This window comes from Nocardia sp. NPDC019323, assembly GCF_044389845.1.
Lineage (GTDB): Bacteria > Actinomycetota > Actinomycetes > Mycobacteriales > Mycobacteriaceae > Nocardia > Nocardia implantans.
Map to the genome: position 1 here is coordinate 479,971 of NZ_JBIRYN010000003.1, position 24,642 is coordinate 504,612.

At 69.8% G+C, this 24,642-nt stretch carries 25 protein-coding genes and 1 tRNA gene; 16 read left to right on the top strand and 10 right to left on the bottom strand.

All coding sequences use genetic code 11. The annotated features are described in order from the left end of the window. The first annotated feature begins 51 nt into the window (after positions 1–51). From ACH49X_RS15160 to recO, 3 genes are read left to right on the top strand one after another with little or no spacing between them, the layout of a single operon-like run. Positions 52–465 (top strand): hypothetical protein, encoded by a 414-nt coding sequence (locus ACH49X_RS15160; protein ID WP_357104665.1) that lies wholly within the window; start codon positions 52–54, stop codon positions 463–465. Continuing rightward, positions 462–662 (top strand): DUF6186 family protein, encoded by a 201-nt coding sequence (locus ACH49X_RS15165; protein ID WP_195077639.1) that lies wholly within the window; start codon positions 462–464, stop codon positions 660–662. The genes ACH49X_RS15160 and ACH49X_RS15165 overlap by 4 nt, the downstream gene beginning before the upstream one ends. Positions 663–684: 22 nt before the next feature. Next, the gene (gene recO / locus ACH49X_RS15170) at positions 685–1,452 is read left to right on the top strand and encodes a DNA repair protein RecO (RefSeq protein ID WP_195077640.1); all 768 of its coding nucleotides are present in this window, start codon (positions 685–687) and stop codon (positions 1,450–1,452) included. A gap of 29 nt (positions 1,453–1,481) precedes the next feature. Here the strand turns inward: recO and ACH49X_RS15175 are convergent, their stop codons facing one another. Beyond that, complete coding sequence (locus ACH49X_RS15175; protein WP_195077641.1) at positions 1,482–1,862, bottom strand: DUF1870 family protein; 381 nt, start codon at positions 1,860–1,862, stop codon at positions 1,482–1,484. 131 nt (positions 1,863–1,993) lie between these two features. Here ACH49X_RS15175 and ACH49X_RS15180 point away from each other — a divergent pair, with 131 nt between their 5' ends. Together ACH49X_RS15180 and ACH49X_RS15185 are read left to right on the top strand one after the other, a co-directional pair. After that, on the top strand, positions 1,994–2,803 hold the full coding sequence (locus ACH49X_RS15180; RefSeq protein ID WP_195077642.1) for an isoprenyl transferase: 810 nt from the start codon (positions 1,994–1,996) through the stop codon (positions 2,801–2,803). A 14-nt stretch (positions 2,804–2,817) separates the two neighbouring features. Further along, positions 2,818–3,228, top strand: coding sequence for a YbjN domain-containing protein (locus ACH49X_RS15185; protein ID WP_195077930.1), 411 nt, complete (start codon positions 2,818–2,820; stop codon positions 3,226–3,228). 69 nt (positions 3,229–3,297) lie between these two features. On the opposite strand, the gene ACH49X_RS15190 is transcribed toward ACH49X_RS15185, so the two are convergent. Beyond that, positions 3,298–3,903: a TetR/AcrR family transcriptional regulator gene (locus ACH49X_RS15190; protein ID WP_357104671.1), complete on the bottom strand. Its 606-nt coding sequence runs from the start codon at positions 3,901–3,903 to the stop codon at positions 3,298–3,300. 101 nt (positions 3,904–4,004) lie between these two features. Between ACH49X_RS15190 and ACH49X_RS15195 the strand changes: the two genes are divergently transcribed. Next, a complete protein-coding gene (locus ACH49X_RS15195; RefSeq protein ID WP_357205214.1) occupies positions 4,005–4,976 on the top strand; it encodes a hypothetical protein in 972 nt (323 codons plus the stop codon). A gap of 107 nt (positions 4,977–5,083) precedes the next feature. Here the strand turns inward: ACH49X_RS15195 and ACH49X_RS15200 are convergent, their stop codons facing one another. The 3 genes from ACH49X_RS15200 to ACH49X_RS15210 all read right to left on the bottom strand — a co-directional run bounded on the left by ACH49X_RS15200 (position 5,084) and on the right by ACH49X_RS15210 (position 6,956). Continuing rightward, the gene (locus tag ACH49X_RS15200; protein WP_357205217.1) at positions 5,084–6,040 is read right to left on the bottom strand and encodes a hypothetical protein; all 957 of its coding nucleotides are present in this window, start codon (positions 6,038–6,040) and stop codon (positions 5,084–5,086) included. Between the two features lie 127 nt (positions 6,041–6,167). Further along, positions 6,168–6,602: a Fur family transcriptional regulator gene (locus ACH49X_RS15205; RefSeq protein WP_195077646.1), complete on the bottom strand. Its 435-nt coding sequence runs from the start codon at positions 6,600–6,602 to the stop codon at positions 6,168–6,170. Between the two features lie 3 nt (positions 6,603–6,605). Further along, positions 6,606–6,956: a helix-turn-helix transcriptional regulator gene (locus ACH49X_RS15210; RefSeq protein WP_039796803.1), complete on the bottom strand. Its 351-nt coding sequence runs from the start codon at positions 6,954–6,956 to the stop codon at positions 6,606–6,608. Between the two features lie 195 nt (positions 6,957–7,151). Between ACH49X_RS15210 and ACH49X_RS15215 the strand changes: the two genes are divergently transcribed. Next, positions 7,152–8,543 carry a glycine--tRNA ligase gene (locus ACH49X_RS15215; RefSeq protein WP_323123903.1) on the top strand — a complete coding sequence of 464 codons (1,392 nt, stop codon included), beginning with the start codon at positions 7,152–7,154 and terminating at the stop codon, positions 8,541–8,543. 36 nt (positions 8,544–8,579) lie between these two features. On the opposite strand, the gene ACH49X_RS15220 is transcribed toward ACH49X_RS15215, so the two are convergent. Continuing rightward, positions 8,580–8,966, bottom strand: coding sequence for a DUF1707 domain-containing protein (locus tag ACH49X_RS15220; protein ID WP_357104681.1), 387 nt, complete (start codon positions 8,964–8,966; stop codon positions 8,580–8,582). A gap of 59 nt (positions 8,967–9,025) precedes the next feature. Further along, on the bottom strand, positions 9,026–9,637 hold the full coding sequence (locus ACH49X_RS15225) for a TenA family protein (protein ID WP_195077648.1): 612 nt from the start codon (positions 9,635–9,637) through the stop codon (positions 9,026–9,028). 66 nt (positions 9,638–9,703) lie between these two features. On the opposite strand from ACH49X_RS15225, the gene ACH49X_RS15230 reads away from it, so the two are divergent. Then, on the top strand, positions 9,704–10,966 hold the full coding sequence (locus ACH49X_RS15230) for an acyltransferase (protein WP_357205220.1): 1,263 nt from the start codon (positions 9,704–9,706) through the stop codon (positions 10,964–10,966). A 27-nt stretch (positions 10,967–10,993) separates the two neighbouring features. Here the strand turns inward: ACH49X_RS15230 and ACH49X_RS15235 are convergent, their stop codons facing one another. After that, on the bottom strand, positions 10,994–12,967 hold the full coding sequence (locus ACH49X_RS15235) for a TPM domain-containing protein (RefSeq protein ID WP_357205223.1): 1,974 nt from the start codon (positions 12,965–12,967) through the stop codon (positions 10,994–10,996). A 30-nt stretch (positions 12,968–12,997) separates the two neighbouring features. Here ACH49X_RS15235 and ACH49X_RS15240 point away from each other — a divergent pair, with 30 nt between their 5' ends. The 3 genes from ACH49X_RS15240 (at position 12,998) to ACH49X_RS15250 (ending at position 15,693) form a co-directional block, all read left to right on the top strand. Then, positions 12,998–13,675, top strand: a complete 678-nt coding sequence (locus tag ACH49X_RS15240; RefSeq protein ID WP_323123901.1) for an MBL fold metallo-hydrolase — start codon at positions 12,998–13,000, stop codon at positions 13,673–13,675. Positions 13,676–13,745: 70 nt separating this feature from the next. Next, the gene (locus ACH49X_RS15245) at positions 13,746–14,426 is read left to right on the top strand and encodes a YdcF family protein (RefSeq protein ID WP_195077933.1); all 681 of its coding nucleotides are present in this window, start codon (positions 13,746–13,748) and stop codon (positions 14,424–14,426) included. 7 nt (positions 14,427–14,433) lie between these two features. Continuing rightward, the gene (locus ACH49X_RS15250) at positions 14,434–15,693 is read left to right on the top strand and encodes a deoxyguanosinetriphosphate triphosphohydrolase (protein ID WP_195077651.1); all 1,260 of its coding nucleotides are present in this window, start codon (positions 14,434–14,436) and stop codon (positions 15,691–15,693) included. A gap of 159 nt (positions 15,694–15,852) precedes the next feature. On the opposite strand, the gene ACH49X_RS15255 is transcribed toward ACH49X_RS15250, so the two are convergent. After that, positions 15,853–19,338 carry a hypothetical protein gene (locus ACH49X_RS15255; RefSeq protein WP_357205226.1) on the bottom strand — a complete coding sequence of 1,162 codons (3,486 nt, stop codon included), beginning with the start codon at positions 19,336–19,338 and terminating at the stop codon, positions 15,853–15,855. A 329-nt stretch (positions 19,339–19,667) separates the two neighbouring features. Between ACH49X_RS15255 and ACH49X_RS15260 the strand changes: the two genes are divergently transcribed. The 3 genes from ACH49X_RS15260 (at position 19,668) to dnaG (ending at position 23,563) form a co-directional block, all read left to right on the top strand. Beyond that, a complete protein-coding gene (locus ACH49X_RS15260) occupies positions 19,668–20,822 on the top strand; it encodes an FIST N-terminal domain-containing protein (protein WP_357104698.1) in 1,155 nt (384 codons plus the stop codon). Beyond that, positions 20,819–21,568 (top strand): Mut7-C RNAse domain-containing protein, encoded by a 750-nt coding sequence (locus tag ACH49X_RS15265; RefSeq protein ID WP_357104701.1) that lies wholly within the window; start codon positions 20,819–20,821, stop codon positions 21,566–21,568. The genes ACH49X_RS15260 and ACH49X_RS15265 overlap by 4 nt, the downstream gene beginning before the upstream one ends. A gap of 75 nt (positions 21,569–21,643) precedes the next feature. Further along, entirely contained in the window at positions 21,644–23,563 is a 1,920-nt protein-coding gene (gene dnaG / locus ACH49X_RS15270) for a DNA primase (protein ID WP_195077655.1), read from the top strand. Between the two features lie 28 nt (positions 23,564–23,591). Here the strand turns inward: dnaG and ACH49X_RS15275 are convergent, their stop codons facing one another. Next, positions 23,592–23,837, bottom strand: a complete 246-nt coding sequence (locus ACH49X_RS15275) for a hypothetical protein (protein WP_039796811.1) — start codon at positions 23,835–23,837, stop codon at positions 23,592–23,594. A 203-nt stretch (positions 23,838–24,040) separates the two neighbouring features. Between ACH49X_RS15275 and ACH49X_RS15280 the strand changes: the two genes are divergently transcribed. After that, positions 24,041–24,113 (top strand) — tRNA-Asn (locus tag ACH49X_RS15280). Positions 24,114–24,327: 214 nt separating this feature from the next. Continuing rightward, positions 24,328–24,630: a hypothetical protein gene (locus ACH49X_RS15285; RefSeq protein WP_357205229.1), complete on the top strand. Its 303-nt coding sequence runs from the start codon at positions 24,328–24,330 to the stop codon at positions 24,628–24,630. Positions 24,631–24,642: the final 12 nt, after the last annotated feature.

Below are 24,642 nucleotides of genomic sequence, written 5' to 3' on the forward strand. Positions count from 1 at the left end.
CGACATTGTCACCTGCCCCGATTCCGCCCCCCGGGGTCTTATCCTGCGCGTGTGACAGAGCAACCAGCGCGCTCGGCACATCGATTCCGGCGGCGTGCGACGCCGCAGGCCGTAGGGCTCGTTCTGGCCGCATGCGGCGCCGCGACCAGGCCGTTCAGCTGGCAGGCGACCGCGATGGTGGCGATCGCGGCACTCGCCGGAGTGGCACTGACGTCGCGCCGTCGAATCCAGCGACCTCCGCGCACCGCCCCGCTCAGGCGGGGCGTCGCCGTGTGGTCCGCGCTGCTGGTCGCGGCGTCGGGGTGGGAGGCCTACACACTGCTGCGGCAGCCCGCCCTGAACCAGCCGAGTCAGGAACACCCGACTTTGTCCACGCTGCTCGACCCGGCGCTGGAACACTGGCCGCTGCGATTCGCCGGATGGGCGGTGTGGCTCGCGGCCGGCTGGTGGCTGGTGTCCAGATGAGCGACCGATCCATCGCCCTGCTCGGCTTCGCCCTGCTCTGCGCGGCAGCGCTCGCCATGACCGTGCTCACGCACCTGCGCCGGGACCTGGTCGCGACGCTTGGAGACACGATCGCCTACCTGACCAGCACACGACCGGCAAGAATCACCGCCGTCCTCGTGTGGGCATGGTTCGGCTGGCACTTCCTGGCCCGGTGACGGAGGTCCGTAGACTCCACCTGTGCGGTTGTATCGGGACGAGGCGGTAGTGGTGCGCCAGCACAAGCTGGGCGAGGCGGACCGCATCGTCACGCTGCTCACGCGACAGCACGGGCTGGTTCGCGCGGTCGCCAAGGGGGTGCGGCGGACCAAGTCGAGGTTCGGGGCGCGGTTGGAGCCGTTCTCCTACATCGACGTGCAGCTGCACCCAGGGCGCACGTTGGACACCGTCACCCAGGTGCACACCATGGAGGCGTTCGCCGCCGACATCATCGACGACTACGGGCGCTACACCACCGCGTGCGCCGTCCTGGAGACCGCCGAGCGCCTGGCGGGTGAGGAGCGCGCGCCCGCGCCACGGCTGCACGCGCTCACCGCGAGCGCCCTGCGCGCCATCGCGGCCAAACAGCGCCCGCACGAACTGATCCTGGACGCGTTCCTGTTGCGCGCCATGGGTTTCGCCGGCTGGGCGCCCGCCTTGGACGAATGCGCCAAATGCGCGACACCGGGCCCGCATCGGGCCTTCCATGTCGCGGCCGGGGGCGCGGTGTGCGTGCATTGCCGTCCGCCGGGTGCGGCGACGCCCGCTCCGGGGGTGCTCGACTTGCTGGTCGCGTTGTTGCGGGGGGAGTGGGAGCGGGTCGAGGCGACGCCCGAGGCGGTGCGCAAGCAGGCCAGCGGGCTGGTCGCGGCGCACTTGCAGTGGCATCTGGAACGCCAGCTGCGCACTCTGCCGTTGATCGAGCGATCCAAAGACGCACGGACTCCGCCCCTGCCCGCGCGGGGTTGAGGTAGCGAGGGTTCAGGCGAGGCCGCCGCTTACTCCACGAATTGGAGCTCTACCTGGGGCAGCTCGTTCATGACGCGGGCGCACACGGCGCGATGCCAGGTGGCCGGGTAGCGGGTGTCCGGCTCGTGCTTGGCGTAGTCGTCGTTGGTCCGGTAGGTGTGCAGGCGGGGGGAGATCTCCCCGGCGTCGATGGCATCGACCATGGCCTCGACCACCTGCTCGGTCTCGTCCGCGATGGCGGCGAGCTCACGGGCCACGCTGTCGGGGATCTGGAAGGCCCCCTTCTCCCACCGCTCGACGGTGCGTTCGGCGACCGCGAAGAACCGCGCGCACCACGGGACCGGAAGGCCGAGCAACTCACGAGTGGCGCGGAAACCCGCCGCGGTCCCGGTGCCTGGTAAATCGGTCACGTTCGAGAAACCCCTCCCCAGTATCACGATAGGGAAAAGAATAAGTCACCAGTGCCGGTCGGAACCGTGGAATTCGTCAGGAAGCAACGCGGCAGTGGGGTCGGCGAGGGCGATCAGGCAGGATAGAGGCCGTGATTCTCCGTCGTGACTCCGCCACCGCGACCGACTCCGCGCCTGCGGGCGCCGTGCGTCCGCCCGCGCCGCATCCGTCGGGAGCCCGGCCGCCGCAGCTGCCGCCGGAACTGGTGCCCAACCATGTCGCGCTCGTCATGGACGGCAACGGACGCTGGGCCCAGGAGCGCGGGTTGCCGCGCACCGCCGGGCACGAGCGCGGCGAGGCGGTGCTGATGGACACCGTGGAGGGCTGCATCGAGATCGGCGTCAAATGGTTGTCGGCCTACGCCTTCTCCACCGAGAACTGGCGGCGCAGCCCCGATGAGGTGCGCTTTCTCATGGGCTTCAACCGCGACGTGATCCGCAGGCGCCGCGACGAGATGCACGAGATGGGCGTTCGGGTGCGCTGGGCGGGGCGGCGACCGCGCCTGTGGCGCAGCGTGATCAAGGAACTGGAAGTCGCCGAGGAACTCACGAAGAACAACACGGTGATGACGCTGACCATGTGCGTCAACTACGGCGGCCGCGCCGAGATCGCCGACGCGGCAAGGGAGATCGCGCGCCGGGTGGCGGCGGGCGAGATCGACCCGGAGAAGGTCACCGAGGCCACGGTGGCGAAATACCTGGACGAGCCCGACATGCCGGATGTGGACCTGTTCCTGCGTCCTTCCGGCGAGTTCCGCAGCTCCAACTTCCTCATCTGGCAGTCCGCCTACGCCGAATTCGTCTACCAGGACACGCTTTTCCCCGATTTCGATCGCCGCAACCTGTGGGAGGCGTGCCTCCAGTACGCCGCGCGGGACCGCCGTTTCGGCGGCACCAAGTGAACGGCGGCGCGGACATGGGCGCGGCGGTGACCCCGGACCGGGAGTTGCAGGCGCGGGCCGGGGCCTGTCTGTCGAGTTACGGCATCGACGTACGCGTCGACGCCGACGGGTCGCTCGGCTTCGAATACGAGGGCGCCCTCTCGTCGCTGCGCGCGGTGAATCTGGCGCCGGGCTTGGACGTGCTCAGCCTCACCTGCGTGCTCGCCTGGGACCGTCCGCTGAAAGCGCAGCTGCACAAGCGGGTCGCCGAACGCAACAACGCGCTGCAGTTCGGTTCGCTCACCGTGATCGCCCGCGGCGGGCTGGCCGACGTCATCCTGCGCTACACCTTCCCCGCCGCCGGACTGGACGACCAGGCGCTCACCACCATGCTGCTGCTCGTACTGTCCAACGCGAGCCGGGCGAGGCAGGGCCTGGTGCCCTGAGGCACGACATTCGTCATGCCCAAGTCGTGACAGCCGTGCCGGGTCGTGGGTGGCTGCGCGAGCCGGAGGCTATCGGGTGGGCTCGCCGTAGGGCAGCAGGGTCCGCACGCCGAGCGCCAGCGTCTGCGGGTCGAGGTCGCCGAGGATGAGGTGCTGGAGGATGAAACCCGGCAGCAGTCCGATGATCGCCTTGGCCACGGCGTCGACATCGGCGTCCTCGGGGAGCCAGCCTTTGTCGCGCATGCGTTCGGCGTAGGTCACCCACAGCGCGCGCATCGCGAGCATCGTCTCGCGGACCATGACCGCCGCCCCGGGATGCACCAGGGCCAGGGCCCAGGCTTGCGGCGCCAGTCGTACCGGGCCGTCGGGCCCGCTGCGCCGCACCACCTCCTCGGCGATCATGGTGATCAGTTCGGCGGGCGTCGGCAGCGGATCGCGGCGAATCGCCTGGTCCATGGCGATGCGCAAGGCCACGGTCGTCTCCGTGGCCAGCGCGGTGATCAACTCGTCCTTGCTCTTGAAATAGCGGTAGACCGCACCGGCCGAAAGGCCCGATTCCGCGAACACGTCCTGCATGGAGGTCTCGTAGAACCCCTTGCGGGCGAAGCAGAGCCGGGCTGCGTCCATGATCTGCTGCCTGCGGCGTTCGAGGTGTTCTTCGGTGACTCGGGGCACGGGTCAAAAATAAAACGAATATCCGTTCTTGACAACTTCCCAGTCGCGTGCGACGGTAGCCCCAATAAAGAACGAGCATTCGATTTTTAAGGGAGAAGGCCATGAACAGCACGCAGCGGGCGCTCGCTCTCGGCCTCGGCGCCACCCTGCTCCAAGCGCTGATGCTGATCGCGTTCGCCTGGCCCGCCGCGAACATCGCGCCTCGGGACCTGCCGCTTGCCGTCACCGGTCCACAGGCCGCGATGGTCGCGGGCAAGCTCGCCGAGCACAGTCCGGGCGCCTTCGAGATCAGCACGCCCGCGGACGAGGCCGCCGCCCGCGCCGCCATCGAGGACCGCGAGGTCTACGGGGCGATCGTCACCGGCGACGGGCCGCCGCGCGTACTGGTCGCCTCAGGCGCGAGTCCCGCGGTCGCACAGCAGCTCACCCAGATCGGGCAGCAGCTCTCCGGCGCGCCCGCCGCCCGGGTCGAGGACGTGGTGGCGGCCGACTCCGACGATCCGCGAGGCGCGGCATTCGGCGCGATGGTGTTGCCGCTGGTGATGTCCGGCATCGCGGCAGGGGTGCTTCTGGCCCTGCTGATCCCGTCGATCGGGGGCAAGGTGCTCGGGCTGGTCACCTTCGGCGTCGCGGGCGGACTGCTGGGCATGGCGATCATCCAGGGCTGGCTGTCGGTGGTGCCCGGCTCGTACCCGGTGCTCGCTGCGGTCGGCGGGCTGGTGTCGTTCGCGGTCGCCGGTTCGGTGGTCGGGCTCGCCGCCGTCATCGGCCGAGCCGGCATCGGCATCGCCGCGCTCACCATGCTGCTGATCGGCAATCCGTTCTCCGCGGCCACGTCGGCGCCGGAGCTGTTGCCGCAGCCGTGGGGCGCCGTCGGCCAGTTGCTGCCGCCCGGCGCCGCCGCGTCGCTGCTGCGCTCGGTCGCGTTCTTCGACGGCGCCGCCGCGACCGGACCGCTGGTGGTGCTGCTGGTCTGGAGCGCGGCCGCCCTCGGGTTGCTCGGGGTGGCCGCACTGCGCGGTCGTCCGGCCGAGGCGCAGGCTCCGGCGCGGGATGCGGTGCCGGTCGGCTGAGCCGGTCACCGCGGCGGATCGCCCTCGCAAAAGGGCGACCCGCCGTCGGCGTTTCCGGCGATACATCGCAGCCGTTCTCGTCCGTGCGGAGCGGCGGCTGCGGGCGCTCAGCCCACCGTGAACGACAGAGTGGGTGCGGTGGCGGCGCCCTCTTCCTTCTGGGGGTTGTAGATCACCGTGTAAGGGCCGGTGCCGGGAGACGGCACCACGAAGACCACGTAGTTCTTCGGGTTGTCGATGGTCTCGTTCGCGTTCAGCAACTCGTTGATCGGGCCGCGGACGTCGGCGGGCACGGTCTGGCCGTCGGGTGTGCGGACGGTGAAGTAGTCGTAATAGATGTTCGTCCCGCCCGCCGCGATGCCGGGCCCGCCGACGAGCTTGACGCGCAGCGCCAGATCCGATTTACCGTTCTCGTTCTTCGTGTAGCTCGGGCTGATCCGTCCGCCGGTGACCTGGATGGTGGTCTGGTCCTGCACCAGGGTGCCGGTGACGGTCAGCGCCTTCGGCTGGACGCTGTCCACCTTGCCCGCCGCCGCGAGCGGAATCTTGGTCTGGTTGTCGGCGGCCTGGCCGTACACGACGGTCATCGTGTCGATGAGGTGCTCGGCGTCCTTGACCGACTGCAGCGACGTGGTCGCGGTGCCGGTGGCCGAGCCGTTGCCGGGCACCGTGGGGCTGTCGAAGATCGCGCCGCCGTCCACCTCTTTGCCGACCAGCAGCGACGGCGTGATGCTCAGCGTGTGGTCGTCGAGCGTGGTGTTCTTGTAGGTGATGTCGATGCGCACCTTCGCGCCGCCGTATTCGTCCGGCGCCACGGTCGCCCTCTGCACGGTTATGTCGAATCCGTCGTACCAGCCGGTCTTGCCGACGGTGCGGACCGTCGACTGCCCAGTCGGGCCGGCGGCGACTCCGATGGCGGTGGTCGACGGGACGGCCACCGGCGTGCCGTCCTCGTCCTGGCACGCCGGAAGCAACAGCGCCGAGGCCACGAGGAGCGCGGCCCCGGCGACGGTCACGGCCCGGCGGCGCACCGGGCGTACGGATGAATCGATGGTCGTTGACACGCTGCCTCCCCAGCAGATGGCGAATCCTTCGTATCGAGCCGGGATCGTCCTGGCACTCCGAGGATCTCGCCGGTGAATCTCCGCTGGTCGCAGGCGCGTTAACCCGACACGCCGGGAATCGGGCCGCTCACCGGTCGCGGCGGCGCGCCGTCCCGCATGTCGTGCAGGTGCCGAACACCTCGAGGGTGTGGCTGATCTCGGTGAAGCCGTGCTCGCTCGCGATCGACTCGGCCCACGCCTCCACGGTCGGACCCTCCACTTCCACGGTGCGGCCGCAATGCCTGCACACCAGGTGGTGGTGATGGCCGGTGGAGCACTGGCGGTAGACCGACTCGCCGGAGTCGGTGCGCAGCACGTCCACCATGCCCGCGTCGGCCAGCGACTGCAGCGTCCGGTACACCGTGGTCAGCCCGATGCCCTCGCCGCGTTTGCGCAGCTCGTCGTGGAGGTCCTGGGCGGAGCGGAACTCATCGATGTCACCGAGCAGCGCGGCGATGGCGCTGCGCTGCCTGGTGCTGCGGATGCCGACCGGTTTCTGCGGGACGGCCGTGTTGTCTGGCACGAATCACCCTTCCTCGGCGTGCGCGACGGCGTCGACGACGATGTGGGCCAGATGGTCGTCGACGAGTTCGTAGAGCACCTCGCGACCCGAACGCTCACCGTGCACGACACCGGCGGCCTTGAGGATACGCAGATGCTGACTGACCAGTGGTTGCGTGACACCGAGCGCGTCGACCAGTTCGTGCACACACCGCGGTGATTCACGCAACTGCAGCACGATAGCAATCCGAACCGGCGCGGCCAGCGCCCGCAACAGCTCGCCCGCGTCCTCCAGCACGGTTCGCGGGGGTACCGGCGCCGGTCCCGGCGACCGGTACGGGTTGTGCGGCGGTGCCGCGGCGGTCTCGGCGGTCATGTCACCAACTCCTTAATGGAAAGCATTACCAGTTTGCGTATGCACAGGTGCGCATGTCAAACAGGCACGCCGGACCGTGCGGTTGAAACCACTGCGGCGACTGCCGATAGGCTGGGCACAATCGCAGCATCGACACAAAACTATCGTGTCGGGGCAATGCAGAAATCCGACTCGCAGTGGATGGAGAATTCTCGCGTGGCACCCAAGTCGAAGGTGGACACCGTTGCCAACCTCGCCAAGCGCCGGGGTCTGGTGTACCCGTGCGGTGAGATCTACGGAGGCACCAAGTCGGCATGGGATTACGGGCCGCTGGGCGTCGAACTCAAGGAGAACATCAAGAAGCAGTGGTGGCGCGCCATGGTCACCGGCCGTGAGGACGTCGTCGGTCTCGACTCCTCGGTGATCCTGCCCCGCCAGGTGTGGGTCGCCTCCGGCCACGTCGGGGTGTTCAACGACCCGCTGGTGGAGTGCCTCCACTGCCACCACCGCTTCCGGCAGGACCACCTGCAGGAGGCGTACGCGCTGAAGAACAAGATCGACGACCCGGACACGGTGTCGATGGAACTCGTGGCGTGCCCGAACTGCGGCACCGTCGGCCGCTGGACCGAGCCGCGCGACTTCAACATGATGCTCAAGACCTACCTCGGCCCGATCGAGTCCGAGGAGGGCCTGCACTACCTGCGCCCGGAGACCGCCCAGGGCATCTTCGTGAACTTCGCCAACGTGATGACGACCGCGCGCAAGAAGCCGCCGTTCGGCATCGCGCAGATCGGCAAGAGCTTCCGCAACGAGATCACCCCGGGCAACTTCATCTTCCGCACCCGCGAGTTCGAGCAGATGGAGATGGAGTACTTCGTCAAGCCCGGCGAGGACGAGGAGTGGTACAAGTACTGGATCGAGACGCGGTTCTCCTGGTACACCGATCTCGGCATCTCCGCCGACAACCTGCGGCTGTTCGTGCACCCGAAGGACAAGCTGTCGCACTACTCGGCGGGCACCACCGACATCGAGTACCGCTTCGGCTTCCAGGGCAACGAGTGGGGTGAGCTGGAAGGCATCGCCAACCGCACCGACTTCGACCTGAAGACGCACTCCGAGCACTCCGGCACCGAGTTGAGCTTCTTCGACCAGACCACCAACGAGCGCTACATCCCGTACGTGATCGAGCCCGCCGCGGGCCTGACCCGCTCACTGATGGCCTTCCTGGTCGACGCCTACGCCGAGGACGAGGCGCCCAACGCCAAGGGCGGCGTCGACACCCGCACGGTGCTGCGCCTGGACCGCCGCCTCGCGCCGGTGAAGGCGGCGGTGCTGCCGCTGTCGCGCAACGCCGATCTCACGCCGAAGGCGAAGGACCTGGCCGCCCAGCTGCGCAAGCACTGGAACGTCGAGTTCGACGACGCGGGCGCCATCGGCCGCCGCTACCGCCGCCAGGACGAGATCGGCACGCCGTTCTGCATCACCGTCGACTTCGAGACGCTCGACGACCAGGCGGTGACCATCCGCGAACGCGACACGATGACCCAGGAGCGCATCGCGCTGGACAAGGTCGAGGGCTATCTGGCGCAGCACCTGATCGGCGCCTGAGCCCCGGCACGGCGCCCCGTGGCGGGGCGCCGTCGTTCAGTCCTTCTTGCGGGTGACGATGCCGATCGTGGTCGGGATGAGCAACGCCAGGCCCCACGGCACCGCGACCCAGAACGGCCAGAAGTAGCCCGCGCCGGTGGCCAGGTAGATCGCCACGCACAGCGCGTTGACGAACACCCACGGCGTCCACATGATCGTGATCCACTGCGGGATGCCCTTGGCGCGCGCGGGCCGCGCTTCGCGTTGTGCGGGAAGGTCCGACAGCAAGGGCGTCAGCTCGCCGTAGGTCTTGGCGGCGTACACCTGTTGCAGCCGGTCGTCGAATTCGGCGAGCGACAGCCTGCCCTCGTTCATCGCGAGGCGCAGCCGGTCGATGATCTTCTCCCGATCCGCGTCGGAGGCTCGCACGTGGTCCTGACTCACGATGTCAGCGTAGGTCCACCCGGCCGACGGCGCGGTGCGAACATGGTGGGCAACAGGATTCAGGTCAGCGGGACGTCCCAGAACGCCAGTTCGTGCCGGAGCCCCGCGCGGAACAACTCTTCCGCCCGCGCCGGGTCGGCCCCGGACTCGTCGATCATCTGCGCGCAGCGGCGGGTGAGGGCGGCGAATCCGGGATCGGCGTAGGTGTCCACCCAGCGGCGGTAGCGCGGTTCGGCGGGCGGGTGCTGGGCCAGCCGCGTGCCGAGCGTGGAGTATCCCCACATGCAGGGGTAGAGCGCGGCGAGGCCTTCGCCGTAGGACGCGGCGGAGTCGAGCAGGAACGCCGTGTACGCCGCGCACGCCGGGCCTTTGACCGCGCCGTGGAGGTCGGCGCCGAACTCGGCCGCCAGCGACCGGTGCAGTGACAGCTCCTCGTGGTAGGTGGCGTGCGCGAGATCGACCAGATCGCCGAGATGGGCTGCCGGAGCCTGCCATGCGAGCCGGGCGAACACCCGGACGTAATCGAGCAGGAACAGGTAGTCCTGCTCCAGCCAGGACCGGAACACCGCTTCGGGCAGGGTGCCCTTGGCGATACCGAGCACGGTGGGATGGGCGAGTTGTTCCTCCACCGCGGGAAGGCCGATCTGTTCCAGATGCGCCGCGAGACTCATACCCGCAGTCTTCCGTATCCGCCCGGTCGGTTTGCGCCTGTGCCGGTAGTGCAGCACCCTTGCCGTGTGGTGTGGGATGAGGACGCTCCGATTCGGGTGCTGGCGCCGTCGGAGCAGCGGTTCGTGCGGCACGGCACCTATACGGGCCGCTCGGTGTCGGTGCGGGGAGCGCTCGACGTTGCGACGCTGCGGGAAGCGTTCGCGACGTTGCGGCGCGGATATCCGGTGATCGGTTGCAGAATCGTGGAAGACGTTGCGGGGCAGGGGTATCTGTTCGCCGCGGACGAGACGGCGTTGGTCCCGGTCGCCGTACGCGAGGGTGATCCGGCGGTGATCGGTGTCCCCGCCATGGATCCGGCGGTTCAACTGGCGTATCTGGACGTCATCGGCTCGGGCGGGGGCGAGTGGCGTGTCACGCTGTTCGTTCATCACAGCGTCGCCGACGCCGGCCACTGCGTGGAACTGCTGTCCCGGCTGTGGGATTTCTACACCGGCCATGTCGAGGGCCAGTCAAGTCATGTTGCGCCACAGGGGATTCCACAATCTCTGGAGTGGTATGTGGCGGCGCGAGGCATCACCGCGACCGCGAGGTCGGGATTCGAGGACGTGACCGTGCCGCTTCCGCCAGAGGCGCGGGAAGCGCCGTCCGATGACGCGAAACCCGCGCCGAGCACGCTCGCCCGTCCGGTGCGCGTGCGGCTGAACAGGGCGGCCACCGCCCGGATCGCAGAACTGGGGCGCAAGTCGGGTACGACGGTCAACGGGCTGCTCACCGCCGCGCTGCTGCGCGCGTATGCCCGTGAGACAGCAGGCGGCGCGACCACTTTGGGCTGCCTGTATCCGGTCGACCTGCGCAACCGGCTGGATCCGCCGGTCGCCGCCTCCGCGGGCACCAACATGGCCGGACAGGCTTCCTTCGCCGACGAAGTGGACCCGGCCGCCAGCCCGGTCGAACTGGCACAGCGTATTTCGGCTCGGCTGACCCGTGACCTGTCCGAAGGGGTCGTGCAGCAGTCCGTGCTGCATTTCCCGGATTACTACGGAGCCAAGAGGGTTCATTCGCTGGCGGGGCACATCGCGGTCACCAATACCGGCGTCGTCCCCGCGTTCCGCACACCCGCCGGGCTGGAACTCACCGATTACGAGATCGTCTACGTCTCGGCCCATCCCCGCCCATCCGCGGGGGCGTCGGCCGCGGTCACCTATCTCGCCTACACCTTCGCGCAGGAGCTGACCGTCGGCGTGCTCGGCGGCGGCGCGCACGCCGACGGCCTCCCGGAGGCGGTGCGAGCCGAACTGACCGCCCTGTCGGCGGCCGGGGCCCACTGACCGGTGCGGACGGCCGCTGAGCCGAGGTCAGAATCTCCCGCCGCGGCCGATGCGCCGGGAGCCGGACGAACCACCGTACGAACCGGGGCTCCAGCCGCCGCCGGGGCGTACGGCGCCGCCGGCCGCTCCGCGCAGCAGTCCTTCGAGCAGGATGCCGCCGAGCACCGCCCCGGTGTTGGCGCTTGCGGCGGGCATCCGTTCGGCCTCCCACGCCCGCACGCTGGCCTGTGCCGCTTGCAGCGCGCGCCCGGCCAGATCCGCCGCCGCCTGCGCGTGCCGCAGGGCGGCGGCGGGATCGCTCGTGCTCGAACGCCGCGCTTCGTCGAGGTTGCGCTGCGCTTCCGACAGGCGGGTGCGCGCTTCGGCGTCGATGCCGCCGCGCCGGGTGCCGATATAGTCGGCGGCCGAACCGATCCGGACGCCCGCGTCGGCGAGCGCTCGATCGAGCCTGCGTCGCAGGTCCTCGGCGGCGAGCTTGCGATCGGTGGCGCTCGCGACGGCACGGTCGAGATCGGCGTCGGCGGTGACCGCGTCGTGGAAGGCGCTCAGCGGATCGGTGTCACCCGTGGCCGTCGCCTGCTCCAGTGCCGACTGCCCGGCGGCGCGGGCGTCGGCCAGCTCCCGCCCGCCGTAGTCGCCGAGTCCGGCGGCGGAGGCGAGGTCGCGGCGCAGCTCCTCCAGCGCGCCGGGCAGGCCGTCGCGGGCCTGCTGGATGGCGCTGGAGGCGTTGTCGACGGCGTCGAGCAGGGAGCGGGCCTGGCCGATCGCGGCCTCTGCGGAACGAATGGCGGCGACCGCGCCGCCTTGCTCGCCGACCGGCTCGGCGAGTGCGGAACGTCCCGCGTCCACGTTCTGCTCCGCGAAGGCGAGGCGCTCGCGTGCCATCCGCACGTTGTCCTCGATCGGCGCGAGCACGCTGGCCGGATGGGCGGCGGCGAGCCGGCTCAGCTCGGCTTCCGAGGCGGGAATCCGGGCGGTCACCTCGACCACGTCCCTGGTGAGGGCGTCCAGCCGAGCCGGGGCGTCGAGCAGCAGATCGCGCATGGCGTCGAATTCCGCGACCTGCGCGTCGAGTTCCCGGTCGGCGCGCCCCACCTTGCCGATCAGCTCGACCAGCAGGGCGCGCTGTTCGTCGGGTGTCTCCGGAATCGCGTCGTCGAGGCGCTGCCGGATCGTGAATGCCTGAGCCGCAGCGGCTTTCGCATTCTCCAGAGCGTTGCGGAACGGGGTGGTCGCGGTCGCGCCGAACTCCCCGGTGGCGAGCTCGAGCTCCTCGCCGCTGGTGCGGATCGCGTTGTCGATCTCCACCAGCGTCTCCCGTGACCGGGCCTGCAGCGCCTCCGTCGACAGCGCCGACAGCGCCGTCGTGTCCTCCGGATCCAGCTGCCGCGCCACCGCCAGCTCGGCCGCGGACCGTTCCCGCCGCCGCTTGCGCGCGTACCAGACCAGGCCGCCCGCCACCAGCACCACCAGCAGGCCGAGGACGAGCAAGGCGCGGACGTTCACGCCGCCGCCGCGCATGGCGGCGTCGAGCCCGTCGGCCGTCGCGATTCCCGCGTCGGCCCAGCGTCCGTCCCGCAGGGCGGGCTCCACCTCGCCGATCAGGATGTCGTCGAGTTCGGCATCGCTGACCTCGCCGGGCACTTCGCCTTCCAGCCAGTACGCGCGGTCCTCGGTGGCGACCGCGAGCAGCAGGTCCCGTGGGCCGAACCCGGATATCGAGGCGGTGCGCCTGGCCCAGTCGCGCGGATCGAGCCCGTCGAAGCCGCGCACGTACACCACCCACAGTCGCAACTGCTGGTCGGCGTAGAGCCGGTCCACCGCGCCGCTCACCCGATCGCGCTGACTCAGATCGAGCACGCCAGCCGGATTCTCCACATAGGTGTTCATGCGCAGCGGCGGTTCCGCCGCGATCGTCGGAGCGCCCAGCAGGGCGATCGCGGCCAGGAGGACGCTGATCGCGAGCAAGCGAACGAAGCGGATCGGCGACGGCAGTGACATGGCACGAATCTAGCTCGATAGCATCGTTTCGTGATCACCATCGATCGCCCCTACAGCGGCCACGTGTCACCGGATTCGAACCCGCAGCAGCGGGATGTCCCCGGCGCGCGCATCGTCAAGATGTCGGTCGGCGGCATGGACAACAACTGTTATCTGGTGCAGTGCGCGGGCACCGGCGCGGCCCTGCTCATCGACGCCGCCAACGAGCCCGACCGCATCGCGGCCCTGGTCGAGCAGGAGGCGCGCGGCCAGATCCGGCTGATCGTCACCACCCATCAGCACCGCGACCACTGGCTGGCGCTGCGCGAAACCGCCGAGGCCACCGGCGCTCCCACCGCCGCGCACCCGCTCGACGCCGACCCGCTGCCGGTCCGCCCCGATCGGCTGCTCGCCGACGGCGACACCGTCACCATCGGCGATCTGGTCTTCGAGGTCATCCATCTGCGCGGTCACACGCCGGGCTCGATCACTCTCGCGCTCACCGACGGGGCGGGACGCACGCATCTGTTCACCGGGGACTCGCTGTTCCCCGGCGGCGTCGGACGCACCACCTCCCCGGCGGACTTCACCTCGCTGCTCACCGACGTGTCGGCCAAGCTCTTCGACCGCTACCCCGACGACGCCGTCGTCTACCCCGGCCACGGCGACGACACCACGCTCGGCGCCGAGCGTCCGAGCCTTCCGGCCTGGCGAGACCGCGGCTGGTAGCCGCCCCTGGCGGTAAGCGGTCGGTGGCCCGCGCCGCTTTTGGCAGACTTGGGGAGTGGATTTGCCAACGATGCGCACCCGAGCCCTTCCCGCGCCCGAATCCGCCCGGCCACAGGGCTTCGGCGCCGGGTTGCTGCGCTGGACGCGGCGGCTGGTCGTCGGTTCCGTCGTGATGGGCGCGGTGCTGGTCGGCGGGACCGCCTTCCGGGTGTGGCAGGTCGCGCGCATCGATGACTACACGAAGGCCGACGCGATCGTCGTGCTCGGCGCGGCGCAGTATTCCGGAACGCCGTCCTCGGTGTTCGAGGCGCGACTCGACCAGGCTTACAAGCTGTTCCGGGCCGGTGTCGCGCCCCGTGTCATCACCGTGGGCGGCAAACAGGAGGGCGATATTTTCACCGAGGCCGCCTCCGGCAAGAACTATCTGCAGGCGCGCGGCGTGCCCGCCGACAAGATCCTCGCCGTGGAAACCGGATCGGACACGCTGCGCAGCATCGAAGCGGTGGTCACCGCGATGCGCGCGCGGGACATGTCGTCGGCGGTGCTGGTCAGCGATCCGTGGCACTCGCTGCGCACCCGAACCATGGCACGCGACGAGGGGCTTGCGGCCTGGACCGCCCCCACCAGAACCGGCCCCGCCGTCTACACCAGGGAATCGCAGGCGCACGGCATCGCCAGGGAGACCGGCGCCCTGCTGTGGTACCAGCTCACCCACTTCTCGGCGGACTTCACCTACACGGCGGGACAGTGAGCCCTCGATGAGCGCCCGGTACACCGATCACGACACCGAACGCCTCGTCGTCGAGGGCGCCAAGACCGCGGGACTCGGCCCTCCGCGCAGCGAGTTCGAGACCGGCCACCGCACCGAATTCGCCCGCGACCGCGCCCGCGTGCTGCACTCCGCCGCGCTGCGCAGACTGGCCGACAAAACGCAGGTCATGGGTCCGCGCGAGGCGGACACCCCGCGCACCCGGCTCACCCATTCCCTGGAGGTAGCCCAGATCGGCCGCAGCATCGCCGACGGTCTCGGCTGTGACCCGGACCTGGTCGACCTGGCCGGCCTCGCCCACGACATCGGCCATCCGCCCTACGGCCACAACGGCGAGAAGGCCCTCGACGCCTTCGCCGACGCCTTCGGCGGATTCGAAGGCAACGCGCAGAACCTGCGCATCCTCACCCGCCTGGAACCGAAAGTGCTCGAGCCCGACGGCGCCAGCGCGGGTCTCAACCTCACCCGCGCGGCGCTCGACGCCGCGCTCAAATACCCCTGGGGGCGAACCGGTCCCGGCACCAAGTTCGGCGCCTACGAGGTCGACACCGAGCGCCTGGAGTGGATCCGCAAGGGCGCGCCGGACGGGCGCCGCAGCCTCGAATGCCAGATCATGGACTGGTCCGACGACGTCGCCTACTCGGTGCACGACGTCGAGGACGGCGTCATCGCGGGCCGGATCGATCTGCGCGCGCTGGCCGACCCGGCCGAACAGGACGCGCTGGCCGCGCTCGGCCAGTTCCAGCACTCGCTGGCCGCCGACGAGTTGATCGCCGCCGCGCAACGGCTGTCGGAACTCCCGGTGGTCGCGGCGGCGTCCGGATACGACGGCACGTTCACCGCCTCGGTCGCGCTCAAGCGTCTCACCAGCGAACTCGTCGGCCGCTTCGCCACCGCGGCGATCATGGCGACGCGCGCGGCGGCCGGGCCGCAGCCGCTGTCCAGATACCACGCGGATCTCGAGGTGCCGCGCATCGTCGCCGCCGAGGTGGCGCTGCTGAAGACCGTCGCGTTGCGCTACGTGATGTCCGACCCCGCGCATCGGCTGCGGCAGGCCGCACAACGCGAACGCGTCCTCGCCGTGGCCGAGCGCCTGCTCGCCACCGCACCCGGCAGTCTCGACCCGCTGTTGCTGCCGTTCTGGAACGCCGCGTCCGACGACACCGCCCGCGTGCGCGTCGTGGTCGATCAGATCGCGTCCTATACCGAGAGCCGGTTGGAGCGGGTGGCGGGGGAGTTGAACGTCTAAGGCGTACCTCCGCCTTCGCTCCGGCCGTGCGCGGAAAATAAGGACGGACTGCGTCCGGCTGCGCCTATTGTGCGTACCTCCGCCTTCGCTGCGGCCGTGCGCGGGACTGAGGGCGGACTGCGTCCGGCTGCGCCCTTTATGCGTACTGCCCATCCAGTCTCACGCCGACAGGTCGTCGGAAGACTCCACTCGGGCCATTTTGACCAGCGCGCCGTGCAATTCCTTGGCCGTCGCGCTGGCTCGCTCGCCTCGCAGCACCACCTCGGTGAAGCCGTCGATCAAGGCGCGGCCGGGGTCGAGCAGTCCGAGTCCACCGCCGCCGCCGCGCAGTGACTCGTTGATCAGAGTTCGCAGAGCTTCTTGCCGAGCCCGGAACGCACCGGCGACATCGAGCGCCCCCGCGAATTCGCGCACCACCGCCGTGTACACGGGCCGCTCGGCAGGCCCGCGGCGCCGGAAGATCCTGCGCGTCTCCACCGGTGCCGACCGCGGCGAAGACAAGGCCGCGTGGTCAAGCAGCAACCAGATCGGGGCGTCGGCCGACTGCGCCGCTGTGGGGTCGCGCTCCGGTCGCGGGCGAGGCTCCGTGTCAGCGGTCAGTTCGACGCCCCGCAGCGGCATCGGGTATTTCGTGAGCAGCTCATCGATGGCGGACGCGATCTCACGGATCACCTGGAGATCGACATTCGCGGTATCGAACCCGACGACTTCCACCCCGTGCCGCGCCGACATCTCCCGCGCGATGCGAAGCGCCTCGAACGGGTCGGGAGCGTCGGTCTGCTCGGAGACTGCGGGGCGGCGTGCGGAATCGCCGCGCTCGATGAGTGCGCGCTCGTGTTTCCGGGGGGATGCGGGGCCGGGGCGTTGGACCGGTACGCCGCCTGTGCTGCCGGTCCGCCGCGGAGTCGCCGACTCGCTGCGGTGCACCGCGGTGGAGTTCTCCGCGCTTGTTGCGGCCGAGGCGGCCCGGTGAGGGTGTGTGACGTCTGTTCGGGGTGACCGCGTCGGGTTTTTAGCGATGCCGATGGAATCGGCGTCGTCAGCGGCGTGCCGAGGGTGTCCGGTAGCGCTGACTTCGGTTTGCGTCGGCTGGTCGGCGGCGTCGGGTTTCCGGTTGGGTGCGGTCCCGGGGTGTTCGGGCGCGGGATCGCTCCGTCCGCCGCTCGAGGGGTGGCCGATGCTCCGGCGGGCTCCGGAGTTGTCTGTGCTGCCCAACTGCTGAGCGACGCTGCCTGCCTCCCCGGCCCCTGGGGGCGATCCCGCCTGGTGGCCCGAGGCGTCCGTCGTTCCAGCGCCGGCGGGCGGTGGGCCGTTCGGGGAATCGAGCCAGGAGAAGCGCAGCGCGTCGAGCCAAGCAGCCGAGCCGGGCGCGTTCCCGATCGTTCGCCGCGATACGGGTTCATCAGTGGCGTCCGCCTGCCGGCCCGGCGCGGAGCCTGCCCGCCGCTCGGCCGCGCAATCATCCGTGGCATCGATCTGGGGACCTGGTGCGGTAGCCGCCGGAACGGATGCCGCCTGCTCGGCGGTATCCCTCGGCGGATCGGGTACCGAGTCGCCGGTGCTGGTCGTGGGCTGGGAGCGGGCCGTGTTCCCGCTCGAGTGATCGGGCGCTGCGGTTGTCTGCTGCTCGGCTGCGGGGTGGTCTGTGGCGTCGATCTGATGGGCGGGTTCGGGGACGGGTGTCGTAGGTCCCGTCTGCTCAGCAGCGGTCTTCCGGAGGTGAGGTACCGAGTCAGCATTGATCATCGGTTGGTGGTCGGGAAGGATCGCCTTGCCGCTCGACTGGTTTGACGCTGCGGTTGTCTGTTGCTCGGCTGCGGGGTGGTCTGTGGCGTCGATCTGGCCGGAGGGTTCGGGGAGGGGCGTGGTGGCTGCCTGGGCGGGTGCCGTCTGCTCGGTAGCCTCCTTGTGGCGGTGAGGTAGCGAGTCGTCGGCATTGATCATCGGTTGGCGGCTGGGAAGGTTTGCGTTGCCGCTCGACTGGTTTGGCGCTGCGGTTGTCTGCTGCTCGGCTGCGGAATGACCTGGGGCGTCGAGTTCAGGAATGGGGTCGGGGCGCAGTGTGGTGGCTGTCCGCGGGTTCGGCGCCTGCTGCTCGGCGAGGTTCGTCGGTATGTCGGGGTCCGCGTCGTTCTCGCTGATCATCCGCTGGGGGAGATCCGCGTTATCGGTCGAAGGCGTAGGTGTGGTGTCGGTGACGTGACCGGCTGCGGAATCGGCCGCACGGTCGGACGGGACCAGGGACGCCGCATCGTATCCGTGAGTGGCCTCGGGCTCGGTTCTTCGGATACGTGCGAACTCGCTCGATCTCCCGGACTGGTCGGTGGACGTGATGGGGACCGGAAGGTACGGGGGCTCTGAATCGGGTGGGGAGTCGTCTGCGATGCCGGGCGGCGGGGTAGTTGCGGTGCCGATCGTGGTGTCGTCCCGCAGCGTGACCGCCGGACGATCGTCGGCTTCTTCGATGAGTACGTCGTCGTCTGCGGCTTCGATCGGTGCGCCGCGCCGGGCGTTCGGCACGACGGGTGCGGGGTCGTCGGCGATGCCGGTTCGTTCCGGGGGCGCTGGTTCCGTCGTTTGCGGGACTTGCTCCGGGTGGGGTGCAGGGCCGGTCTCCGGGGCAGGCGGGGAGCCGTCAGCGGCAGCGATATGTCGCGGTGACGCGAAGGCTTCTTGGATGTCCTTCTGGCGAGCCGGTGCCCGGTTATGCGCGGCACCCGCTTGCTGGATGGGTTCATGGTCGTCTCGGGCATCGGTCCATCGCGAGGGGGACCGGTGTCCCTCCGCGGCGGCGCCGGCCGAATCGGTCGCTGCGGAGGCGTCGATGAAGTCGGTCGGCTGGCCCGGTGCCGTCCCGCTGCGCGCAGCTGGCGCGGGGGCCTCTGGTCGCACGAGCCGCACCGAGTCGTCCAGGTCGATGTGCGGGCGAGGGGGACGACTGCCACCGGCCGCACTGGGAGCTGACACCTGGTGCCGCGGACTCCCGATCGGTGCGAGGTCCTCGGCGCGGTGCGCTCTTCCGACGCTGGGTGCGGCGCCGGCCGACCCATCCGGAGGGGAGCCGTCAGGAGTGTCCGTCCGGTGGGCGGATGCGGCATCGGTGCGCCGGCGAGGCACGGAGTGTTCGCCCCGGTCCGTCCCACGGCTCGACGCCGCGGCGGCGGCGGGGGGAGGGCCGTCGGCGGCAACTGCGCGCCGGACCGATGCCGGCTCGTCGACGGCATCGGTTCGACGACCTGCGGGCTGGAAATCCGAGTGGCCGGCCGCGGCCGATCGACGTGCGGGCGCGGAGACCTCCGCTGACGGGACGCCGATCTCGCGGGGCGCGGATACGTGAACAGGTGTGCTCTGCACCGTCGGGCACGGCCGCACCACACGCCTTGACCAGGGCGTCTCCTGGTTCTTACGGGACCACGGCGTCGGCATCGCCTTCGGCTCGGGCGACGATTCCGCCGCGAGCACCGCGGGCCCCAGGACAGGCGATGCTTCGGCATGATCGACCGGGTCGCCGCCGACGAGCCCTTCAGCGGAGGCGATGGCCGCTTTCAGTTGGCCGACCGTCCGGGAAGCGTCGGCAATGAGCCGTTCCAAGGTCGAGACCATCGCGCGCAGCTCGCCGGTGTCGATCCGCGACGGCTGACTCACGATGTCTCCCGCCTGTCCTCATCAGGTCTTGCCGCGGTGCGCCGGCCTGCGCCGACATTCTGATCCCGGTTCATCGAGAACAGACTGTGGTTGCGGCCATTGTCGCTCAGATCTCCCTGACCTCTCCGGGCTGGGAAGCATGGATGATGCGCCCGCCGCGGCCGAACAGCTATCGATTCGCAACCTTCCCGCCACCTTGCCGCTGCGATCGTGGCGCGGGGAAACCGGTGGTCCGAGCCGTCACCTGGCGGACCGGCTTCGCCTGGCTCGTGAAATCCATTGTGCCACAGTTGAATTCGCCATCTTCCCAGGTTGGCTACCATAGAGGGGTGCGGATCGGAGTAGGGCTCTCCACCGCGCCGGATGCGCGGCGAGCGGGCATGGAAGCCGCAGCGCGCGCCCGCGACGAGATCGCGGGCGCGGCGCCGTCCCTCGCTGTGCTGCTCGCGTCCCGCGCGCACACCGACGACGCCGTGGAAGTGCTCTCCGGCGTCCACCGGACGGTCCGGGTGCCCGCCCTGATCGGATGCGTGGCCCAAGCGGTGGTGGCGGGTCGCCGCGAGATCGAGGACGAGCCCGCGGTGGCGGTGTGGCTGGCCTCCGGACTGCCCGCCGCCGAAACCTTCCAATTGGACTTCCTGCGCACGGCCAGCGGAGGGCTGCTCGCCGGCTATCGCTTCGACAAGGCCGCACGCGACTTCCACCTGCTGCTGCCCGACCCCTACTCGTTCCCGGCCGATCTGCTGCTGGAGTACGTGAACACGGATCTGCCCGGCACCGTCGTGATGGGCGGGTTGGTCAGCGGTGGCCACGGCCCGGAAGGCAGCCGCCTGTTCCGCGATCACGCCGTGGTGACCTCGGGCGCGGTCGGCGTGCGGCTTCCCGGCCTGCACAACGTGCCGATCGTGTCCCAGGGCTGCCGTCCGATCGGCCACCCCTACACCGTCACCGGCGCGGACGGCATGGTGATCACCGGGCTCGGCGGCCTGCCCCCGATCGAGCGGTTGCGTCAGATCGTCGCCGTGCTGCCGCCCGACCAGCAGGAACAGCTGGCGCGCGGCCTGCAGATCGGCTTCGTCGTCGACGAGCATCTGGCCGAGCCGGGGCAGGGCGATTTCTTGATCCGCGGCCTGCTCGGCGCCGATCCGTCCAGCGGCGCGATCGAGGTGGGCGAGGTGGTGGAAGTCGGCACCACCGTCCAGTTCCAGGTCCGCGACGCGATCGGAGCCGACCACGACCTGCGGGCGGCGCTGGCGCGGGCACGCACCGACCTGCCCGGACCTCCGGCCGGCGCTCTGCTGTTCACCTGCAACGGACGCGGCCGCCGGATGTTCGGCGTGGCCGACCACGACGCCGCAACCATCGAGGACTTGCTCGACGGCATCCCGCTCGCCGGCTTCTTCGCCGCCGGTGAGATCGGGCCCATCGCGGGCCGCAACGCGCTGCACGGGTTCACGGCGTCGATGGCGCTGTTCGTCGAATGAGCGTCGATCTGCGGGTATACGCCGAACTGAACGACTTCCTGCGGCCCGGCGAACGATACACCGTGCTGCGACGGCCATGCCGTCCGCACCAGACCGTCAAGGACGTCATCGAGGCCGCCGGCATTCCGCACACCGAGATCGATCTGATCCTGGTCGACGGAGAACCGGTCGACTTCGACCATCGCCCGCGCCCCGGCGCGCGGATCACCGCGTACCCCGTCTTCGAAACACTCGACATCGGCCGGGTGACGCTGGTGCGCCCGCATCCGCTGCGCGAGCCCCGCTTTCTCGCGGACGTGAATCTCGGTGGTCTAGCCAAGCTGATGCGGTTGCTCGGTCTCGACGTGCATTGCCGCTGGGCGGCCGGGGACGCCGAACTCGCCGAGGCGTCCGCGGCCGAGCATCGGATTCTGCTCACCCGTGACCGGGGGCTGTTGAAGCGCCGCAATGTCACCCACGGCGTCTACATCCGATCCGACCGGCCGGCCGACCAGGTCGTGGAGCTGATCCGGCGGCTCGACCTCGCCGCGCGCCTGGATCCGTTCACCCGCTGCCTACGTTGCGGCGGCGTCGTCGCCGAGGTCGGTAAAGCCGAGGTCGAGGACCGTCTGGAACCGCTCACGCGTCGCTACTACGACACCTTCCGGCAGTGCCGCGCTTGCGGCCGGATCTACTGGCAGGGCTCTCACCAGGCACGTCTGGCCGAGACGGTCGCGGCGATCCGCGCGGAACTGGACCGCTCGTGACGGGCGGGGCCGCCGGAAATCGCGGTGTGGAGCCGACCGGGCGCGTCGGCCCCGCCTTCGCCTAGACTCTCTGCCGTGGCCGGACGACTTCCTGATCGCGATATCGCGGCAATACGCGAGCGCGTCCGGATCGAAGACGTGGTGGGGGAGTACGTGGCGCTCAAGCGCGCCGGAGCCGACTCCATGAAGGGCCTGTGCCCGTTCCACGACGAGAAGTCGCCGTCATTCCACGTGCGACCCAATCACGGCCTGTTCCACTGCTTCGGCTGCGGCGAGGGCGGCGACGTGTTCGCTTTCCTGCAGAAGATCGAGCACGTCGGATTCGTCGAGTCGGTCGAGCAGTTGGCCGACCGGATCGGTTACCGGATCAACTACGAGGGCGGCGGCACCTCGGTGCAGCGCGACCGCGGCACCCGGTCCCGGCTGGTCGCGGCGAACGCCGCCGCGCACGAGTTCTATATCGCCCAGCTGCGCGAGCCGGAAGCCGAAGCCGCGCGCAAATATCTCACCGATCGCAACTTCGACGCCGCCGCCGCGCACCAGTTCGGCTGCGGCTACGCACCGGCCGGGTGGGACACACTCACCAAGCATCTGCTCCGCAAGGGGTTCGACTTCAAGGAGCTGGAGGCGGCCGGGCTGTCGCGGCAAGGTCAGCGCGGCCCGATCGACCGCTTCCACCGGCGGCTGCTGTGGCCGATCCGCAACCTGTCCGGTGACGTCATCGGTTTCGGCGCCCGCAAGCTCTTCGACGACGACACCATGCCCGGCAAGTACATCAACACGCCGGAAACCCTGCTGTACAAGAAATCTCAGGTCCTCTTCGGCCTGGATCACGCCAAGCGCGAGATCGCCAAGGGGCACCAGGCGGTGGTGGTCGAGGGCTACACCGACGTCATGGCGATGCACCTGGCCGGGGTCAAGACCGCCGTCGCCTCCTGCGGCACGGCGTTCGGCGACGAGCATCTCGCCCTGTTGCGCCGCCTGATGATGGACGACAATTTCTGGCGCGGCGAGATCATCTACACCTTCGACGGCGACGCCGCGGGCCAAGCGGCGGCTCTGAAGGCCTTCTCGGGCGATCAGAAGCTGGCCGGTCAGACCTACATCGCGATCGCGCCGGACGGGCAGGACCCGTGCGAACTGCGGCAGCACTCCGGTGACGCCGCCGTGCGCGATCTGGTCGCCCGCCGGACTCCGCTGTACGAGTTCGTGATTCGCGGCCTGCTGGCCGACCACGACCTCGACACCGCGGAGGGGCAGGTGGAGGCGCTGCGCCGGGCGGTGCCGGTGGTCGCGCAGATCAAGGACAACGCCCTGCGCAAGGCCTACGCCACCAAACTGGCCGGCTGGGTCGGCTGGGACGACATCCAGACCGTCGTGCGCCGCGTCGGCGAGGAAGCCAAGCGGCATCGCAACGGCGGCGGGCGGACCGGCACGGTGCGCACGCCCGCGCCCCGCGAGGTGGTCGCCGAACATCCCGCCGCGCGGCCCAATCCGAACGATCCCACCCTGCTGCCGCAGCGCCAGGTGCTCGCGGCCGCCCTCCAATACCCGGCGATGGCCGGAGCGGGTTTCGACGCGCTCGAGGCCGAAGCCTTCACCCACCCCGCCTACGCGGTGCTGCGCGGCCTGATCGCCGAGGCGGGCGGCACGGCGGCCGGACTCGGCGGCGCCGAATGGGTCAACGCCGTCGCCGACCGCACCGAGGACCTGACCATGCGCGCGCTGCTCTCGGAACTCGCCGCCGAGCCGCTGCCGGTGAAGTCGGAGTCCGATATCCCGCGCTTCGTCTCCGGCGTTCTCGCCCGCACCCAGGAAGCCTGGGTGGGCAGGCAGATCGCCGAGCTCAAGTCCAGGCTGCAGCGGATCTCCTCGACCGAACAGCCGGAGGCCTACCTAGCCCTCTTCGGCGACCTCGTCGCCCTCGAGCAGTACCGCAAGAGCCTGCTCACCCAGGCGATGGGCAACCACGGGGACTTCGCGACCGGGGCGTAGCGCCGACCCGGTCACGTCGCGGGTGAGGTCAGCGACGCAGCTGGTCGTGCGGCACCAGGACGGTGGTGCGCTCATCGATCGGTTCCATCGGCTCCAGGCGGGGGCGGGTGCTGAGCTTGTCCGCCAGTTTCTGCCTGCCCACGAGCACGAGCTTGCGGGTCACCGGGCTCTCGGTCAGCGCGCGGGTCGCGGCGCTGATCTGTTCGTAGCGAGCCCGCCCGGCCTTACTGCCGAGTACGTAGCCGGCCGCCACGCCGATGATCAACCGCAGCATCTCGATGTGCTCCTCCCAGTTGCCAGTTCGCCGCCCCCATCCTGCCCGACGCCCCACACGCCTGTCGATCCGGACACCCGGTGCCGACACCCCGCCTCCGGCGGACAAGACAGCAGGTAGCGACGCGATTTGGGCTCCCGCCCAGCGATACGCTAGAGTTTCTCCTCGGCCCGCCCGATACCAACCGGACGAGCCGAGGGCAATCCCCTATAGCTCAATTGGCAGAGCAGCCGACTGTTAATCGGCAGGTTTCTGGTTCGAGTCCAGATGGGGGAGCAAACGGCCCCTGACCCGCGGGTTTTCCGAGGTTGGGGGCCGATTTCGTATTCGACCCCAGAAAAGCGCCGAACGTCTATTGCGGGTGCTTCGGGTATCCATCCGCGTCACAGGGTTGCTCATCAGGCTGGTTCACGTCAATTGCCTCCTTCCAAGAGGGTGAACTGTTGTGGCTGTGTATCGAAGGCTGGAGCCGATCCCACGGGATGAGGGGATGGCAATGTTGGCATCCGACGAAAGCGCGGCTGTTCGTGAAGCGATTCCGCGGGTGGCACTGCATGATTCGGATGCCGCGTGGGTGACCGATCGGGCTCTGGGTTTGCTCGGCGATTGGGACTCCCATGTGCGTGGGGTTGCGGCCACGGCCCTCTGGCATGTCGCTCGCATCCATCGAGCTATCGATGGAAAGCGTGTCATCCCCGCTTTGCGGGGGTTGTTGAACGACCCCGCGACTGCGGATCGCGCCGAGGACGCTCCGGATGACATCGCGGTCTTCGCACGGATGTCGGCGCCGTGACGGCCCGTGGCC